20 protein-coding genes and 1 tRNA gene are annotated in these 16,764 nt (G+C 73.0%); 12 read left to right on the plus strand and 9 right to left on the minus strand.

What is annotated here, in order from left to right; genetic code table 11:
- The first annotated feature begins 55 nt into the window (after positions 1-55).
- Positions 56-742, plus strand: a complete 687-nt coding sequence (locus tag RIU97_RS22390; protein WP_404959375.1) for a hypothetical protein — start codon at positions 56-58, stop codon at positions 740-742.
- Positions 743-771: 29 nt separating this feature from the next.
- On the opposite strand, the gene RIU97_RS22395 is transcribed toward RIU97_RS22390, so the two are convergent.
- Positions 772-1,506, minus strand: a complete 735-nt coding sequence (locus RIU97_RS22395) for a helix-turn-helix domain-containing protein (RefSeq protein WP_404959376.1) — start codon at positions 1,504-1,506, stop codon at positions 772-774.
- Between the two features lie 244 nt (positions 1,507-1,750).
- Here RIU97_RS22395 and RIU97_RS22400 point away from each other — a divergent pair, with 244 nt between their 5' ends.
- The 4 genes from RIU97_RS22400 (at position 1,751) to RIU97_RS22415 (ending at position 4,324) form a co-directional block, all read left to right on the plus strand.
- The gene (locus tag RIU97_RS22400) at positions 1,751-2,422 is read left to right on the plus strand and encodes a DUF4097 family beta strand repeat-containing protein (protein WP_404959377.1); all 672 of its coding nucleotides are present in this window, start codon (positions 1,751-1,753) and stop codon (positions 2,420-2,422) included.
- A gap of 12 nt (positions 2,423-2,434) precedes the next feature.
- Complete coding sequence (locus RIU97_RS22405) at positions 2,435-3,391, plus strand: ATP-binding cassette domain-containing protein (RefSeq protein ID WP_404959378.1); 957 nt, start codon at positions 2,435-2,437, stop codon at positions 3,389-3,391.
- Positions 3,388-4,188 (plus strand): ABC transporter permease, encoded by an 801-nt coding sequence (locus RIU97_RS22410; RefSeq protein WP_404959379.1) that lies wholly within the window; start codon positions 3,388-3,390, stop codon positions 4,186-4,188. Before RIU97_RS22405 ends, RIU97_RS22410 begins: the two co-directional genes overlap by 4 nt.
- Positions 4,189-4,250: 62 nt before the next feature.
- Positions 4,251-4,324: transfer RNA gene (locus RIU97_RS22415), tRNA-Thr, on the plus strand.
- A 64-nt stretch (positions 4,325-4,388) separates the two neighbouring features.
- On the opposite strand, the gene RIU97_RS22420 is transcribed toward RIU97_RS22415, so the two are convergent.
- The gene (locus tag RIU97_RS22420) at positions 4,389-5,780 is read right to left on the minus strand and encodes an NAD(P)/FAD-dependent oxidoreductase (RefSeq protein ID WP_404959380.1); all 1,392 of its coding nucleotides are present in this window, start codon (positions 5,778-5,780) and stop codon (positions 4,389-4,391) included.
- Between the two features lie 155 nt (positions 5,781-5,935).
- Here RIU97_RS22420 and RIU97_RS22425 point away from each other — a divergent pair, with 155 nt between their 5' ends.
- From RIU97_RS22425 to RIU97_RS22435, 3 genes are read left to right on the plus strand one after another with little or no spacing between them, the layout of a single operon-like run.
- Positions 5,936-6,094 carry a hypothetical protein gene (locus RIU97_RS22425; protein WP_404959381.1) on the plus strand — a complete coding sequence of 53 codons (159 nt, stop codon included), beginning with the start codon at positions 5,936-5,938 and terminating at the stop codon, positions 6,092-6,094.
- Between the two features lie 48 nt (positions 6,095-6,142).
- Positions 6,143-7,048 (plus strand): aminoglycoside phosphotransferase family protein, encoded by a 906-nt coding sequence (locus RIU97_RS22430; protein ID WP_404959382.1) that lies wholly within the window; start codon positions 6,143-6,145, stop codon positions 7,046-7,048.
- A gap of 45 nt (positions 7,049-7,093) precedes the next feature.
- Positions 7,094-7,567 (plus strand): GNAT family N-acetyltransferase, encoded by a 474-nt coding sequence (locus RIU97_RS22435; protein ID WP_404959383.1) that lies wholly within the window; start codon positions 7,094-7,096, stop codon positions 7,565-7,567.
- A gap of 14 nt (positions 7,568-7,581) precedes the next feature.
- Here RIU97_RS22435 and RIU97_RS22440 read toward each other — a convergent pair whose 3' ends face one another.
- A complete protein-coding gene (locus RIU97_RS22440) occupies positions 7,582-8,577 on the minus strand; it encodes a zinc-binding dehydrogenase (protein ID WP_404962900.1) in 996 nt (331 codons plus the stop codon).
- 79 nt (positions 8,578-8,656) lie between these two features.
- Between RIU97_RS22440 and RIU97_RS22445 the strand changes: the two genes are divergently transcribed.
- A complete protein-coding gene (locus tag RIU97_RS22445) occupies positions 8,657-9,331 on the plus strand; it encodes a pentapeptide repeat-containing protein (RefSeq protein WP_404959384.1) in 675 nt (224 codons plus the stop codon).
- Here RIU97_RS22445 and RIU97_RS22450 read toward each other — a convergent pair.
- The 4 genes from RIU97_RS22450 to RIU97_RS22465 form a co-directional block, all read right to left on the minus strand.
- Positions 9,261-9,725 (minus strand): hypothetical protein, encoded by a 465-nt coding sequence (locus RIU97_RS22450; RefSeq protein WP_404959385.1) that lies wholly within the window; start codon positions 9,723-9,725, stop codon positions 9,261-9,263. The two genes, RIU97_RS22445 and RIU97_RS22450, sit on opposite strands and share 71 nt — an antisense overlap.
- Before the next feature lie 317 nt (positions 9,726-10,042).
- On the minus strand, positions 10,043-10,546 hold the full coding sequence (locus tag RIU97_RS22455; RefSeq protein WP_030718823.1) for a hypothetical protein: 504 nt from the start codon (positions 10,544-10,546) through the stop codon (positions 10,043-10,045).
- 176 nt (positions 10,547-10,722) lie between these two features.
- Entirely contained in the window at positions 10,723-11,346 is a 624-nt protein-coding gene (locus tag RIU97_RS22460; RefSeq protein ID WP_361759020.1) for a response regulator transcription factor, read from the minus strand.
- Positions 11,343-12,506, minus strand: coding sequence for a sensor histidine kinase (locus RIU97_RS22465; protein ID WP_404959386.1), 1,164 nt, complete (start codon positions 12,504-12,506; stop codon positions 11,343-11,345). The genes RIU97_RS22460 and RIU97_RS22465 overlap by 4 nt, the downstream gene beginning before the upstream one ends.
- Before the next feature lie 348 nt (positions 12,507-12,854).
- Here RIU97_RS22465 and RIU97_RS22470 point away from each other — a divergent pair, with 348 nt between their 5' ends.
- Both RIU97_RS22470 and RIU97_RS22475 read left to right on the plus strand, forming a co-directional pair.
- A complete protein-coding gene (locus RIU97_RS22470; RefSeq protein ID WP_404959387.1) occupies positions 12,855-13,424 on the plus strand; it encodes a heme-binding protein in 570 nt (189 codons plus the stop codon).
- 41 nt (positions 13,425-13,465) lie between these two features.
- Positions 13,466-14,914, plus strand: a complete 1,449-nt coding sequence (locus RIU97_RS22475) for a M1 family metallopeptidase (RefSeq protein ID WP_404959388.1) — start codon at positions 13,466-13,468, stop codon at positions 14,912-14,914.
- Between the two features lie 12 nt (positions 14,915-14,926).
- Here RIU97_RS22475 and RIU97_RS22480 read toward each other — a convergent pair whose 3' ends face one another.
- The gene (locus RIU97_RS22480) at positions 14,927-15,451 is read right to left on the minus strand and encodes a GNAT family N-acetyltransferase (protein WP_404959389.1); all 525 of its coding nucleotides are present in this window, start codon (positions 15,449-15,451) and stop codon (positions 14,927-14,929) included.
- Between the two features lie 163 nt (positions 15,452-15,614).
- Complete coding sequence (locus RIU97_RS22485) at positions 15,615-16,190, minus strand: TerD family protein (RefSeq protein WP_030718836.1); 576 nt, start codon at positions 16,188-16,190, stop codon at positions 15,615-15,617.
- A gap of 142 nt (positions 16,191-16,332) precedes the next feature.
- On the opposite strand from RIU97_RS22485, the gene arfB reads away from it, so the two are divergent.
- A complete protein-coding gene (gene arfB, locus RIU97_RS22490; RefSeq protein WP_362859582.1) occupies positions 16,333-16,758 on the plus strand; it encodes an alternative ribosome rescue aminoacyl-tRNA hydrolase ArfB in 426 nt (141 codons plus the stop codon).
- The last annotated feature ends 6 nt before the right edge of the window (positions 16,759-16,764 follow it).

Genomic DNA, 16,764 nt, shown 5'->3' on the forward strand with positions numbered 1-16,764 from the left:
CGAACGCCGTCTGTCAGCACCCGGAGCCACCGGGCTGTCGGTGTGAGCTGCTTCCATGCCTCCCGTGACAGTCCACGAGATCCTCCCGGCCCTGCCCGACGTCCCGGCCCTGCGCGACCGTTGCCGGGCGCCGGCCATGCTGGAGGCCGTGATGGACGCCTCGGGCTTCGGCTTCTTCGCGTACGCCGCCTCCTGGTCCGGAACGGAGGAGGCGGCCCTGATGGACAACGGCTCCGGCGACGACTACGCGATCGTGTTCTCCCCGGCGGGCGCCTACGCGCGCGGTTTCGCCCACGAGTCGCGGATGAGCCCGTACGGAGACGAGGACCTGGCGGTCTGGCCCGGTCTGGTGGACGCCGTGCCGGCGGCCTTCCGGCGGTACGTGACGGAGCCGGCGTTCTGCGACGAGGGCGTTCCGCGCGCGACGGTGGTCTTCTGGCGCGAGGCGGGGGACGCGGCCTGGCGCACGGGGCCGGTGGAGTTCCCGGCCGACGACCCGCACGGCTACGCCGACGGCGCGGAAGACCTCTTCGGGGTGCTGGCGGCGGGCACGCCGGAGGCCTACCGCGACTTCGCCGAGGACTACTACGAGCCCGAGCGCCCCCTGGACCTGGACGCGATCTGCCACGTCTTCGCCCTGCGCCCCCTCACGGAGGCGGTGATCACGGCCCTGAACCCGGGGGCGGACCCCGCCGGGGCGGCGCGGGCGGCGGCGCGGATCGGGTACCCGGTGGCGGGCTGACGGCACCGGGCGGTTGCCCGGGGGGTGTCTCAGGTGGTGTCGCCCGGGGTCGGTTCGGGTTTCGTGTGGAGGATTTCGCGGGCCTGGTCCGCGGCGCGGGCGATGCTCTCGGAGACGAAGTCGACGAAGCGGGCGATGTTCTCCAGGCGGGCGGCGGCCGGGGTGCCGTGACCGAGGATGGCGACGCCCTGCCGTGCGGTCTCGGCGAGCAGGGCGTTGGCCCGGGCGCCGGCGATCGTCGACTGGTACATGACGTCGTCGTCGACGACGTAGCGCTCGCGGCGGCGTTCGTCGCGTTCCCGGCGGATGAGGCCCTGGCTTTCGAGGAAGGCGACCGCCTTGGAGATGGACGCCGGGCTGACCTGGAGGCGCTGGACGAGTTCGGACGCGGTGAGGCTGCCCGCGTCGGTCGTGTAGAGGGACGCCAGCACCCGCGCCGTCATCGTGGGCAGGCCCTGCTGCGTGAAGAGGGTGGTGAACGTCTCCTCGTACTCGCGCACGGCCTCGGCGTCGCGTCCGTGGGCCTGCTCGGGGGCCTGCGCCCCCCGGGGCGCGGGCTGCCTGCGGCGGTGGGCGCGGCGTTCGGTGGCGCGGTGGGCCAGTTCGGCGCGGTAGGCGGCGGGGCCGCCGTTGCGCATGACCTCGCGCGTGATCGTCGAGGTCGGCCGGTCGAGGCGTCTGGCGATCTCCGCGTAGGCGAGGTCGTCGGCCAGCCCCACCGCGATCTGCTGGCGTTCCTGCTGGGTGAGTCTGCCTCCCGGCATGGCGGCCTCCTTCGGGGTCCGTGGTGGGTCGAGCATAGCGTTCACTCTTCATTCATTGCAACGTGATGGCTGAGGGTTGTTGCATTGAAATCAGATCCATTGCAATGAATTACTGGGTCTGAGCTGCGATGATTGGTTTGATATGCAACGAATTCGTTGCTGAATCTATGAATGCAACGTAGCTTTTCGTTCATCAGAAACGGCGGGCCGATGGAGTGCCCGCCGCTGGAGAAGGAGAAGCACGATGCAGGAGTTCGCCACCCCCGCCCCCGTCTCGGCCGTCCTGGACATCGCCGCGGGCCGTATCCGGTTCATCGCCGCCGACCGCGCCGACACCCGGGTCGAGGTCCTGCCCGCGAACGCCTCGAAGGGCCGTGATGTGAGGGCGGCGGAGCAGACCGCGGTCGAGTTCGCGGACGGGGTCCTGCGGATCAGGACGCCGGAGGGGAAGAACCAGCTGCTGGGGGCTTCCGGGTCGGTGGAGGTGACGGTCCAGCTGCCGGCCGGCTCCCGTGTGGAGGCGAAGGCGGCCAGTGCGGAGTTCCGCGGGGTCGGCCGGCTCGGTGACGTCGTCTTCGAGGGGGCGCAGGGCACCGTCAAGCTCGACGAGACCGCCGGTGCCCGCCTGACGCTGATGGCCGGTGACGTGTCGCTCGGCCGGCTGGGCGGTCCCGCCCGGATCAGCACGCAGAAGGGCGACATCCGTATCGCCGAGGCCGTGCGCGGCGCGGTCGAGCTGCGGACCCGGGCCGGTGACGTGTCCGTCGGCGCCGCCCGCGGAGTCTCCGCCTCGCTGGACGCCGGCACCGGCCACGGCCGCATCCACAACGCGCTCCACAACAGCGACGGCGCCACCCCCGCCCTCACCATCCACGCCACCACCGCCTACGGCGACATCACCGCCCGCAGCATCTGAGGAGCACCCACCATGACGAACCTGGCCATCGCGGCGCACGGGCTGCGCAAGTCCTACGGCGACAAGGTCGTGCTCGACGGCGTCGACCTGACCGTCCCCGAAGGAACGGTCTTCTCCTTGCTCGGCCCGAACGGCGCCGGCAAGACCACCGCCGTCAAGATCCTCTCCACCCTCGTCACCGCCGACGCCGGCGATCTGTACGTCGGCGGCCACGACCTGGCCGCCGACCCCCAGGCGGTACGGGCCGCGATCGGTGTCACCGGCCAGTTCTCCGCCGTCGACGGCCTGATCACCGGCGAGGAGAACATGCTCCTCATGGCGGACCTGCACCACCTGTCCAAGCGCGAGGGGCGGCGGGTCGCCGCCGAGCTGCTGGAGCGGTTCGAGCTGGTCGAAGCCGCGAAGAAGCCCGCCTCCACCTACTCCGGCGGCATGAAGCGCCGCCTCGACATCGCCATGACCCTGGTCGGCAGCCCGCGGATCATCTTCCTCGACGAGCCGACCACCGGCCTCGACCCCCGCTCCCGCCACACCATGTGGCAGATCATCCGTGAGCTGGTCTCCGGCGGCGTTACCGTCTTCCTCACCACCCAGTACCTGGAGGAGGCCGACCAGCTCGCCGACCGCATCGCCGTGCTCAACGACGGGAAGATCGCCGCCCAGGGCACCGCCGGGGAGCTGAAGCGGCTGGTCCCCGGCGGACACGTCCGCCTCCGCTTCGCCGATCCGGCCGCGTACCGGACCGCCACCGCCACCCTGCGCGAGGTCACCCGGGACGACGAGGCCCTGGCGCTGCAGATCCCCAGCGACGGCAGCCAGCGCGAGCTCCGCGCCGTCCTCGACCGGCTGGACTCCGCCGGCATCGAGGCCGACGAGCTGACCGTGCACACCCCCGACCTCGACGACGTGTTCTTCGCCCTGACCGGCGGAAAGAGCATCCCCAACCAGCCCAAGGAGAACGTCCGATGAGCTCCTTCTCCCTCGCCGTCCGCGACTCGTCGACGATGCTGCGCCGCAACCTCCTGCACGCCCGGCGCTATCCGTCGCTCACCCTGAACCTGCTGCTCACCCCGATCATGCTGCTGCTCCTCTTCGTCTACATCTTCGGAGACGTGATGAGCGCCGGGATCGGAGGCGGCGCGGACCGCTCCGCGTACATCGCGTACGTCGTCCCGGGCATCCTGCTGATGACCGTCGGCGGCACCGTCGTCGGGACCGCGGTGTCCGTCTCCAACGACATGACCGAGGGGATCATCGCCCGCTTCCGCACCATGGCGATCCACCGCGGGGCGGTGCTCATCGGGCACGTCGTCGGCAGCGTGCTGCAGTGCGTGATGAGCGTGGTCCTCGTGGGCGCCGTCGCCGTGGCCATCGGTTTCCGGTCCACGGACGCGACCGCCCTGGAGTGGCTGGCGGCGTTCGGCCTGCTCGTGCTCTTCGCCACGGCGCTCACCTGGATCGCGGTCGGCATGGGCCTGATCAGCCCGAACGCCGAGGCCGCCAGCAACAACGCGATGCCGATGATCCTGCTGCCGCTCCTCTCCAGCGCCTTCGTCCCGGTCGACGCGATGCCGGGCTGGTTCCAGCCGGTCGCCGAGTACCAGCCCTTCACGCCCGTCATCGAGACCCTGCGCGGACTGCTCCTCGGCAGCGGGATCGGCCACAACGGGTGGCTCGCGGTCGCCTGGTGCCTGGGTCTCGCGGTGCTCGGCTACCTCTGGTCGGCGGCGAAGTTCAACGGCGACGCGAAGCAGCCGGCCGGGTGACGCCCGCAGCTTTCAATGTGATGGCCCGCGCGAGAGCGGTCTGTGTAGAGTGATGGCGGCTTGCCTCCTTAGCTCAGCTGGCCAGAGCACCGCTCTTGTAAAGCGGGGGTCGTCGGTTCGAACCCGACAGGGGGCTCCGTGCCCGAAGGCCCCGGACCTGCATGGTCCGGGGCCTTCGGCATGTCCTGGGCGGCCGGGTGTCAGTGGCGGCCGGAGATGCGGTCCGCCAGGCGGGCCAGGGGTGTTGTCGTGGGGCGGTGGGTGGCCGTTTCGCGGCGGTCGGCCTCGCGGTAGGCGGCGTAGAGGGCCTGGACACCGAGCCAGCGGAAGGGTTCCGGCTCCCAGCGGCGGACCTTGTGGCCCACCCAGGGGAGGGCGGTGAGGTCGGTGGACTCGCCGAGGACCAGGTCGCGAAGGGTGCGGGCGGCGAGGTTGGCGGTGGCGACGCCCGAGCCGACGTAACCGCCGGCCCAGCCCAGGCCCGTGGTGCGGTCCAGGGTGACGGTGGCGCACCAGTCGCGCGGGACGCCGAGGACGCCGGACCACGCGTGGGTGATCTCCGTACCCGTGAGCTGCGGGAAGAAGGAGAAGAGGAGGTCGCGGAGGGACTCGATCGTGGCGGGCTGGGTGCGGCCTGTGTTTTCGGCGGTGGCCGCGCGTGATCCGAAGCGGTACGGGACTCCGCGCCCGCCGATCGCGATGCGGTCGTCCGCGGTGCGCTGGGCGTACATGTACGCGTGGGCCATGTCGCCGAGGACCGGGAAGTCCGACCAGCCCAGTTGGTCCCAGGTCGCGGCGGGGAGCGGGGCGGTGACGATCATCGAGGAGTTCATCGGCAGCCACGAGCGCTTCTGGCCCTTGAGGGCGGCGGTGAAGCCCTCGGTGCAGCGCAGGACGTACGGGGCGCGGACCGTGCCGTAGGGGGTGACGGCGCGGCGGGGGGCGATCTCGGTGACGGGGGTCGACTCGTGGATGACGACGCCGAGGCGTTCGCAGGCGGCGGCGAGGCCCTTGACCAGCTTGAGGGGGTGGATGCGGGCGCCGTGCGGGCTCCAGCTGGAGCCGACGGCGTCGGCGATGTTGATGCGCCGGTGGGTCTCGGTGGCGTCGAACAGTTCGCGGTCGCTCTCGCCGAAGGAGAGCTCGGCGGCGTGGAAGGCCTTGAGGCGGCCGAGCTGGGCGGGGGTGCGGGCGACTTCGAGGACGCCGCCGCGGTGGATGTCGGCGTCGATGCCTTCCTTGGCGGTGACGTCGATGACCTCGGTGACCGTCGCGTTCATGGCGTGCTGGAGGCGGCGGGCGGCCTCGTGGCCGTGGAGTGCGGAGTAGCGGTCGCGGCCGGCGATGCCGTTGTAGAGCCAGCCGCCGTTGCGGCCGGAGGCGCCGTAGCCGCAGAACTTCTGTTCCAGGACGGTGATGTGGAGGTCGGGGGCGGCCTGCTTGAGGTAGTAGGCGGTCCACAGGCCGGTGTAGCCGCCGCCGACGATGACGACGTCGGCGGTGCTGTCGGCGGTGAGAGGGGCGCGGGGTGGGGTGTCCGCGGCGCCCGGGTCGGTCGCGTACCAGAAGGAAATACCGCCGTTGATCGTCATGGGGGAGTTGGTACACCCGGTTCCGGTGGGGCGTCCAGGGGCTGGTTGTCGTGCGTTGGAGCGGGTTTCCAGGCCGGATGGCCGATGTGGGAGGGGTGGCGGGGGCCGTAGGGTGGTGGGGGTTTTGTCATGTTTTCGGGGGAGAGGTTTGGTTGATGACGGGCAGTATGCGCAGGGCAGGGCGCGCGGGGCGGATCGTCACGGGGGTCGCGGCGGCGGTGCTGGCGGACGGGCGGGCGCTGGGGGCGAAGGGCGGGTCGATGTTCGACGCGCCGGCCTTCGCGCGGACGCTGAAGGGTGCGGGGATCGGATAGCCGCCCTTCCGGGCCCGCCGGTGCGGCGTGCCGGGCTACCTTCGGATCATGGTGGACATCGGGGAGATTCCGGACGGGCTGGTCGAGGCGCAGCTCAGGTTCAACGGCGATGCGGGGCGGGAGTTCATCGCGGCGCTGCCGGACCGGGCGGCGCGGTTCCTGGAGCGGTGGGAGCTGCGGTGTGCCGGGCCGGCCATGCACGGGGTGACGGCGCTGGTGCTGCCGGTGGAGCGGGCCGACGGGAGTGCGGCCGTACTGAAGCTGGTGTCGCTGGACGAGGAGAGCGCGGGGGAGCCCGTCGCGCTGCGCGCGTGGGGCGGGCGGGGGTGCGTACGGCTGCTGGAGCACGACGCGCAGACGGGGACGCTGCTGCTGGAACGGCTGGACGAGCGGCAGCACTTGTCGGCGCTCGCGCGGCGGGACGCGCGGCGGGCGGTGGGGGTGGTCGGGGAGTTGCTGGCGCAGCTGACGGCGGTGGCCGCCCCGGCCGGGCTGCGCGGGCTGGGGGAGATCGCGGCGCAGATGCTGGAGGACGTGCCGAGGGCGGCGGGGCTGCTGGTGGAGGAGCGGGAACGGCGGCTGCTGCGGGACTGCGCGGCGGCGGTGGCGGAGGTCGCGGGCGAGCCGGGGGACCGGCTGCTGCACTGGGACCTGCACTACGACAACGTGCTGGCGGGCGGCCGGGAGCCGTGGCTGGCGATCGATCCGAAGCCGCTGGCCGGGGATCCGGGCTTCGATCTGCTGCCGGCGATCGTCAACAACTTCCGGTCGCAGGAGGTGCGGTGGCGGTTCGACCTGCTGACGGAGGCGGTGGGACTGGAGCGGGCGCGGGAGCGGGCGCGGGCGTGGACGCTGGGGCGGGTGCTGCAGAACTGCCTGTGGGACGGGGAGGACGGGGAAGAGCGCCTGGACGAGGAGCAGTTGACGGTCGCGGAGGTGCTGCTGGAGCGCTGAGGCGCGGCCGATCGCGGGGGCGGTCCGCCCCCTTAGGCTGCGCGCATGATCCGTAACGCCGTAGTCACCGATGTCCCCGTCATCCACGCGATGATCCGCGAGCTCGCCGAGTACGAGAAGGTGCCGCACGAAGCGCGGGCCACCGAGGGGCAGTTGCGGGAGGCGCTGTTCGGTGAGCGGCCGGCGGTGTTCGCGCACATCGCGGAGACGGAGGACGGGGAGGCCGTCGGTTTCGCGGTGTGGTTCCTCTCCTTCTCGACGTGGCGCGGGGTGCACGGGATCTACCTGGAGGACCTGTACGTACGGCCGGGCGTCCGCGGGGGCGGCCACGGGAAGGCGCTGCTGGCGGAGCTGGCGCGGACGTGCGTGGAGCGGGGTTACGAGCGGCTGGAGTGGTCGGTGCTGAAGTGGAACGCGCCGACGATCGCCTTCTACGAGGCCTTGGGCGCGCGGCCGCAGGAGGAGTGGTCGGTGTACCGGCTGACGGGCGGGGCGCTGGCGGCGCTGGGCTCCGCGTAGGGCCGCCGGGCCGGTCAGGGTTCGAGGACGACCTTGCCGGTGGTGGCGCGGGTTTCGAGGGCGTGGTGGGCGGCGGCGGCCTCGGCGAGCGGGTACCGGGTCAGGGCCGGGCGCAGGCGGCCGGCGGCCGCTTCGGCGAGGGCGCGGGTCTCCAGGACGCGCAGCGGGTCGGGGGCGCCGACCTGCTGGTGGAGCATGGCGGGGCCGAGGACGCCGCGGGTGGTGATGCCCCGGGCGGTGAGGCCGGCGCGTTCGGCGTCGGTGAGGTCGAGGGGGCCGCCGGACCAGCCGAAGACGAGGTGCCGGGCGCCGGGGGCGAGCAGGGGGAGTGCGGCGCGGGCGGTCTCGCCGCCGACGGAGTCGAAGAGGACGGTGGCGCCGGCGGGGTACCGGGCGCGTACGGCGTCGGGCCAGGCGGGGTCGGTGTAGTCGAGGGCGAGGTGGGCGCCGTCGGCGGCGGCGCGGGCGGTCTTGGCGGGGCCGCCGGCGAGGGCGATCACGGTGGCGCCGGCGTTCACGGCGTACTGGACGAGCAGGGTGCCGATGCCGCCCGCGGCGGCGGGCACCAGGGCGACGGAGTCCGGGCCGAGGTCGGCGAACTGGAGGATCCCGAGGGTGGTGCGGCCGGTGCCGATCATGGCGACGGCCTCGGCGGGGCCGAGGCCGGGCGGTACGGGGTGGAGGCGGTCGGCGTCGGCGACGGCGTACTCGGCGTAGCCCCCGGGGGCGAAGCCGAGGTGGACGACGACGGGGCGGCCGAGCCAGGCGGGGTCGGTGCCGGGGCCGAGGGCGTCGACGGTGCCGGCGACCTCGCGGCCGGGGACGGTGGGGAGCTCGGGAAGTGGGGCGGGCGGGCCCTGGATGCCTTGGCGGAGGCTGGTGTCGAGGAGGTGGACGCCGGCGGCGGCGACGGCGATGCGGACCTGGCCGGGGGCGGGGACGGGCGCCGGGACGGTTTCGTACGTGAGGTTCTCGGCGGGGCCGAAGGCGTGGAGGCGGATTGCGTGCATGGTGGTCATGGGCCCACGTTCGTACCTGAAGCATCGTTGAGGTCAAGGGGCTGTCGGTGGGGTGGGCCACGATGGGGGCATGGCGAGCAAGGGGCAGCAGCGGACGGTGAAGGCGGCGCGACGGCCGGAGGTACGGCTGCCGGAGCTGGTGGCGTGGGAAGGGGGCGGGCTGGAGCCGGACGGGGACTACGACGGGCTGGAGTTTGCGGACCTGGACCTGGCGGGGCAGGAGGGGATCGGGGCCCGGTTCATGGACTGCGCGGTGCGGCGCTGCGTACTGGACGAGGCGGGGCTGTCGAAGGCGCGGGTCCTGGACTCGGTGCTGGAGGGGGTCCGGGGCGTGGGGACGGACCTGTCCGGGGCCTCGCTGCGGGACGTGGAGCTGGTGGACGCCCGGCTGGGCGGGGTGCAGCTGCACGGGGCGTTGCTGGAGCGGGTGGTGGTCCGCGGCGGGAAGATCGACTACCTGAACCTGCGCGAGGCGCGGCTCAAGGACGTGGTCTTCGAGGGGTGCGTGCTGGTGGAGCCGGACTTCGGCGGTGCGGTGCTGGAGCGGGTGGAGTTCCGGGACTGCGCGCTGCGCGGGGCGGACTTCAGCGGGGTGCGGATGCAGGACGTGGACCTGCGGGAGGCCACGGAGCTGGGGATCGCGCGGGGAGTGGACGCGTTGGCCGGGGCCGTGATCAGCCCGGCGCAGCTGTTCGATCTGGCTCCGGCGCTGGCGGCGCAGCTGGGGCTGCGCGTGGAGGCGTAGCCGCTGCTTCGACGCGGCGGCGGACGACCTGCCGGTGCGGGTCCTCCGCGCGGGCGGGGCCGGGGACGCCGAGCAGGCGTACGTCTTCGAGCAGCTCCCCGGAGGCGCCGTGGGCGCACAGCCGTGCGGGGGCGTGGCGTGCGAACCAGGAGGTGAGCTCCTCGTGGACGGCCTCGTCCTCCTCCCAGGTGCTGCTCCCGGAGGGCCACGGCAGGAAGCCCGCCAGCAGGCGAGTCGTCCAGGAGTCGAGGGTCCCGGCCGCGCTCTGCTCGGCGGGCCACTGCTGCCGGTCGCCGCGCTCGAACGAGATGCCGACGTGGCCGGTGGCGTACGCGTGGGCGCCGAGGCCGACGGTCAGCTCGCGGGCGAACCGGGGCAGGACGCGGCGCAGCACGGCGCCGTGGTCGCGCCAGTCGGGTGCGCTCCAGGCGCGGTGCAGGAGGCCGGGGCCGAGTTCCGTGGCGGGCCAACAGCCGGGCGAGCTCCTCGGCGCTGCCCCAGTGGCAGTCGTACTGGACCTCGTCGGCCCGGGCGGTCATTCCGCGGAAGGTGACGGCCAGCCGGTCCCGGGCCCGGTCGAGCCGCGCGGGCGGCGGCCGCGTCGGTGCCGGCCGCGTGGGCGTCCGTCGCGTGGGCGTCCGTCGGGCGTCGGCGTCCGTCGGGCGTCGGCGTCCGTCGCGTCGGCCTACGTCGCCCCGGGATCGGGCACGGTCACGCCGGGACGCGGGGGAACTTGGCCTGGAGGGTCCAGATGACGGGATTGTCGGCGAGGCCGTCGTGCATGTCGATGAGGTCCGCGACGAGGTCGTGCAGGAAGTCGCGAGCCTCGCGGCGCAGCAGGCGGTGGCTGAAGGTCAGCGGGGCTTCCTCGGCCGGCATCCAGTCGGCCTCGACGTCGACCCAGCCGAAGCGGCGCTCGAAGAGCATCCGGTCCGTGGACTCGGTGAAGTCGAGCTCGGCGTGCTGGCGGTTGGCCGAGCGGTTGCCGCGGGGGTCCTGGTCGAGCTGCTCGACGATGTCGCACAGCGCCCAGGCGAAGTCCAGTACGGGCACCCATCCCCAGGCTGTGGACACTTCCCGGTCCGCGTTGGTGTCGGCGAGGTAGACGTCCCCGCAGAACAGGTCGTGGCGCAGGGAGTGGACGTCCGCCGAGCGGTAGTCGGTCTGCGGGGGGTCCGGGAAGCGCCGGGAGAGGGAGTAGCCGATGTCGAGCACGTACCCGATGGTGTCACGGGTCCCGGGACGTCCCCACCCCGGACGGACGCCGGTCCCAGGACCCTCGCCCGGTCTCGCCGGACGGAGTCTCCCCCGGCTACCGCTGGGAGGGGGCCCCAGCGGTAGCTGCCCGAAGCCTGTGAGGCGCCCCGGCGCCGAGCAGTGCGTGGGACGCGTCAAGAAGGGAGGAGGCGTTGTTCCTTCGCCACTGACACCGCGCCCGCGCGGGTGTCGACGCCGAGTTTGTCGTAGATGCGGCCCAGGTGCGTCTTGACCGTGGCTTCGCTGATGAACAGGGCGCGGGCGATGTCGCGGTTGCCGAGGCCGCGGGCCAGCTGGCCGAGGATGTCCAGCTCGCGGTCGGTCAGCGTGGGGCGGGTACCGCGCATGTGGGCCATCACGCGGCTGGCGACCGGCGCGGACAGGGTGGTGCGGCCCTGCGCGGCCGAGTGGATGGCGGCGAAGAGCTCCTCCGGGCGCTCGGCCTTCAGGAGGTAGCCGGTGGCGCCCGCGCCGATGGCCCGCGTGATGTCCGCGTCGGTGTCGTACGTGGTGAGGACCAGGACGTGCGGCGGGTTGGGGGCGGCGGTGATGCGGCGGGTGGCTTCCACCCCGTCGATGCCCTCGCCGAGCTGGAGGTCCATGAGGACCACGTCGGGGCGGAGTTTGGCGGCCAGGGCCACCGCCTCCTCGCCGCTGCCCGCCTCGCCGAGGACCTCGATGTCCGGCTCGCTGCCGAGGAGGGCGAGCAGGCCGGCGCGGACCACCACGTGGTCGTCGCAGAGCAGGATCGTCGTCATGAGGCCGGCTCCAGGGGGATGGCCGCGGAGAGGACGGTGCCCTCGCCCGGCGCGGATTCGATCGTGAGGGTGCCGCCGAGCTGGCGGACGCGGGCCCGCATCGCGGGGAGGCCGTGCCCGCGTTCGGCGGCGCCGGTGCGGGGCTCGGCGAACCCTTGGCCGTCGTCGGCGATGTCCAGGACCACCTGGTCCCCGAGGAAGCTGAGGGTGAGTGCGGCCGTGCGGGCGCCGGAGTGCTCGCGGACGTTGGCCAGCGCGCCCTGGGCTATGCGCAGCAGGGCGGACTGGACGCGGTCCGGGAGCGCGGCCGGGGTGCCCTCGAGGTGGAAGCGGACCTCGATGTCCGGGCCGGCGTCCAGGGCGCGCAGGGCTTCGGCGAGGCCGGCGCCGTCGGCGAGCTCGGACGGGGCCAGGTCGTGGACGAGCCGGCGGGCCTCGGCGAGGCCGTGTGCGGCGATGCCGGTGGCGGTACGGACGTGCGTGCGGGCGGTGGCCGGGTCGGTGTCCCAGGTGCGGTCCGCGGCCTGCAGCAGCATCTGCTGGCTGGACAGGTTCTGGGCGAGGGTGTCGTGGATCTCCATGGACAGCCGCTGCCGTTCGGCGAGGGTGCCTTCGCGGCGTTCGGTGGCGGCCAGTTCCCGGCGGGTGCGGATCAGGTCGTCGATCAGCTCCCGCTGGGCCCGGGCCTGGCGTTCCATGTGGACGAAGACGGCGGTGGCGAGGGCGGCGACCGCAGGCGGGGCCAGGAGCAGGTTCGGGTCGAAGGACTTGGACAGCTTCAGCTGGGCGATCACCACGAAGCCGGTGAGGAGGGCGACCAGGACGACGGCGGCGCGGGGCGGGAGGGTGCGCAGGGCGGTGAAGAAGAGCGGTACGGCGCACCAGGCGAAGCTCGGCGCGAGGACGACCAGGACCACCCAGGTGGTGACGACCAGGCCGAGCCAGAGGAGCCGGCGGGCGGTGGGGGCGGCGCCGAGGGCGGGGCCGAGTACGTAGAGCAGGGCCAGGGTGATGCTGAGGGCGATGATCCACGGGGTGCGGGGTTCGCCGGGGTGGCGCAGGAGGAAGCGGAGCAGGGACGCGCCGAGGAGGAGGAAGAAGGCGGTGTGGGCGACCGTGGCCAGCGTGCGGGTGTCGTCGCGCGGCGGGGCGGGGTTCACGAGGTGCTCCTCGGTCGGGGCATGCGTCCATTGTCGGGTGCGGCGCCGCCGCCGGGGCGCTGCCCCGGGCCCCGCGCCTCAAACGCCGGCGGGGCTGGGTTGGTCCCCGGCGGGGCTGGGTGCGCGAGGTCCTGACGTGAGGTCCTGACCAGGAAATACCGCGCCGGAGGCGGCTCGCATCGACCGATTGGATGACCCTGGGGTCAACCGGTGCGGTGGGCGGGGCGAGCCGGTACGGGGACGGGGCGGCAGGGGGTCCGGGGACAGGCTTGGAGCAGTGAAGGAGCCGGTCCGACCGGCCCGGACCGACCCGATGCCGTCACCGTGTCACCGTTCTCAGGAGCAGAGATGAACACCCGCACCCGCGTTCTCACCGGTACCGCCCTCGCCGTCGCCCTGGGCGCCGGAGCCTTCGGCGCCGTGAGCGCCAGCGCCACCCCCGCCGCCGACGCCGCTCCGGTCGCCGCCTCCGCCGCGGTCGCCGGGAAGAAGGCCGGCCCGAGCGACAAGAACTTCACCACCACGACGCACCTCACCGTCGACGCCGCCACCCGCGCCGCCCAGGCCGCGCTGCAGGCCGCGCAGGCCGAGAACCAGAAGGTGACGGTCGCGGTGGTGGACCGCAACGGCAACCCCATCGTCACCCTGCGCGGCGACGGTGCCGGCCCGCAGTCCTACGAGTCCGCGCAGCGCAAGGCCTTCACCGCCGTGTCCTGGAACGCCCCGACCTCGGTGCTCGTGGGCCGCCTCGCCCAGACCCCGAACCTGAAGGACATCCCCGGCACCCTCTTCCTCGGCGGCGGCACCCCGGTGCAGGCGAACGGCGCGCCCGTCGCGGGCATCGGCGTGGCCGGCGCCCCGAGCGGTGACCTGGACGAGAAGTTCGCCAAGGCCGGCGTCGACGCGCTCGGTAAGTAGGGTAAACAGCCCGCACGGGCAGCCCGCCTAGGATCGAGTGCGTGGAACACCGCGCTCTCTCCCGTCTTGCCGTCCCTGCCGTCGCCTCCCTCCTCGCCCTCACCACGGCATGTACGGGGGGCACGGTGCAGGGGCGGCCGGGCGCGTCGGGGCTGCGCGACCCGTACTTCCCCAGGGCCGGCAACGGCGGCTACCAGGTCGACCACTACGCGCTGGAACTGGACTACGACCCCGCCGACGGCGAGCTGCACGGCACGGCCGTCATCACCGCCCGCGCCGAGCAGGGGCTCAGCTCCTTCAACCTCGACCTCAGCGGCCTGAACGTCGAGGGCGTGACCGTGCAGGGCGTCGGGGCCCGGTACAACAGGACCGGCAACGAGCTGACCGTGCGCCCGGCCGAGGACCTGCAGAAGGGTGAGGTCTTCCGTACGGAGGTGGAGTACGTCGGGAAGCCGAAGGCCCTCACGGATCCGGACGGGGCCAAGGAGGGCTGGATCACCACCGAGGACGGCGGGGACGGGCCGGGCAGCGCGCAGGCGCGGGCCGGCGCGGTCGGCGTCGGTGAGCCGGTCGGGTCGATGACCTGGTTCCCGGGCAACCACCATCCCAGCGACAAGGCCACGTACGACATCACGCTCACCGTCCCGCGCGGCTACGAAGCCGTGTCCAACGGGGAGCTGCGCTCCCGCACCGAAGGCGCGGACGGGCGGACCTCGTTCGCGTGGCACAGCCCGGAGCCGATGGCGAGCTATCTGGCCACCGCCGTCGTCGGCCCGTACAAGGTGACGACGGGGCGGACGCCGTCGGGGACCGCCCTCTACAACGCCGTGGCGCCCGGGGAGGCGGCCGCGAGCGCGGGCACGCTCGCGCGGCTGCCGGAGATGGTGGAGTGGGGCAGCGGCCGGTTCGGCCCGTACCCCTTCAGTACGGCGGGTGCGGTCGTGCTGCCGGCCGGGACCCTCGGCTACGCGCTGGAGACCCAGACCAAGCCCGTCTTCTCCGGTCCGCTCGAGAGCGAGGAGCTCGTCCTGCACGAGCTCGCCCACCAGTGGTTCGGCAACTCGGTGTCGCCGAAGTCCTGGAAGGACATGTGGCTCAACGAGGGCTTCGCGACCTACGCCGAGTGGCTGTGGGCCGAGGACCACGGCGGGCCCACCGCGCAGCGGCACTTCGAGGCGTTCCTGGCCGGCGACACGGCCGTCGACGAGGAGGCCGACTCCGACTGGGACGCCTTCCCGCCGGCCTCCCCGCCCGGGCCCGGGCAGATCTCCGACAGGCCCGTGTACTACCGCGGTGCGATGGTCCTGCACCGGATCCGCCAGGAGGTGGGCGACGAGAAGTTCTTCGCCCTGGTGCGCGGCTGGGCCGCGGACCACCGGCACGGGAACGCGAGCACGGCCGACTTCACCGCCTACGCGCAGGAGAAGACGGGGCACGACCTGAAGAAGGTCTGGGACGTCTGGCTGTACGGCGAGGGCCGCCCCAAGTAGCCGGCCGGTCTCCTACGGGGCTTCGAGCGGCTTGCGCAGCACCGTGCAGTCGCGGCCGAGCTCGCGGTCCTTGGCCCGGCGCAGTTCGGCGTACCCCTGGGACTGCCAGAAGGCGAGGGCCTTGGGGTTGTTGTCCAGTACGGCGATCTGCACGCCCGTGCGTCCGGCGGCGCGGAAGCGGTCCTCGACCAGGGTGGCCACGGCGCGGCCGTATCCCTCGCGGTGCGCGGTGGCGTCGATGAGCAGCAGGCCGATCCACGGATCGGTGCCGGCGGAGGCCGGGTCCGGGTGGTGGGCCAGGGTGGCGGCCAGGCCGACGAGGCGGCCGGCGGAACGGGCGAGGAGGACCTCGGCGCCGTCATGGGCGAGTTCGTCGGCGAGGGCGGCCGCGACCTGTTCGACGGTGATGCGGTCCGGGTCGGGGAAGTCGCCGCTGAGTTCGAAGAACGCGTGGTTCGTCGAGTAGAGCGCGGCGATTTCGGTGAGGACCGGGCCGGGGAGGGCGCCGTCGACGGGGACGAGCGGTTGGAGGATCACCTACCGAACGGTAGCGAAGCCCCCTCCCCGGACGGCCGGGAGGGGGCTTGGCCGGCGCTGGTGTCCGCCCGGCGATCAGCGCCTCACCTGCAGGGGCTGATCGCCGGAGCGACCGGAGCGACCGGAGCGACCGAAGTGACCGGAGCGACCCGGGCTACCGGACTCAGACGTTGACGCCGAAGTCCTGCGCGATGCCGGTGAGGCCGGAGGCGTAGCCCTGGCCGACCGCGCGGAACTTCCACTCGGCGCCGTTGCGGTACAGCTCGCCGAAGACCATGGCGGTCTCGGTCGCCGCGTCCTCGGAGAGGTCGTAGCGGGCGATCTCGGCGCCGCCGGCCTGGTTCACGACGCGGATGTACGCGTTGCGGACCTGGCCGAAGTTCTGGCTGCGGGCCTCGGCGTCGTAGATGGAGACCGGGAAGACGATCTTGTCCACGTCGGCCGGCAGGCCGGCGAGGTTGACGTTGATGGCCTCGTCGTCGCCGGCGCCCTCGCCGGTGCGGTTGTCACCGGTGTGGACGATGGTCTGGTCCGGGGTGGACTTGTTGTTGAAGAAGACGAAGTGGCCGTCGGAGACGACCTTGCCGGTCGGGTTGACCGCGATGGCCGAGGCGTCGAGGTCGAAGTCGACACCGGTCGTCGTACGGACGTCCCAGCCGAGGCCGACCGTGACGGCAGCGAGGCCGGGGGCCTCCTTCGTGAGCGAGACGTTGCCGCCCTTGGACAGGCTGACAGCCATGGGAATGTCCCTTTCCTCATCCAACATGCACGTACAGGCGGTCAAACTACCGCTGCCCCCTATAACGCGACGAGAGGCCTGTCGGGTTCCCGCCGTGAAATCTGAGTGACGCGGGCGGTGGCGAGCACGGATCATAGGGGGCATGCCTGGTCCTTATGTCATCCGCGGTTCGGTCGTGCTCCCCGAGGGCGAGCTCGCCTGGCGCTTCTCGCGGTCCTCCGGGCCCGGCGGGCAGCACGTCAACACCTCCGACTCGCGGGTGGAGCTGATGTTCGACCTGGCGGCGACGAACGCGCTGCCGGACGTGTGGAAGGAACGGGCGCTGGAGCGGCTGGCGTCCCGCCTGGTGGGCGGGGTGGTGACCGTACGGGCCTCCGAGCACCGCTCGCAGTTCCGCAACCGGGAGATGGCGCTGGTCCGGATGGCTTCGCTGCTGGCGGAGGCGACGGCTCCGCCGCCGAGGCAGCGGCGGGCGACGAAGATTCCGCGGGGGATCAACGAGCGGCGGCTGCGGGAGAAGAAGGCGCGGGCCGAGACCAAGCGGGGGCGGACCGGGCGCGATTGGTAGTCGCCG

It is taken from the genome of Streptomyces sp. 147326 (assembly GCF_045000215.1).
Classification (GTDB): domain Bacteria; phylum Actinomycetota; class Actinomycetes; order Streptomycetales; family Streptomycetaceae; genus Streptomyces.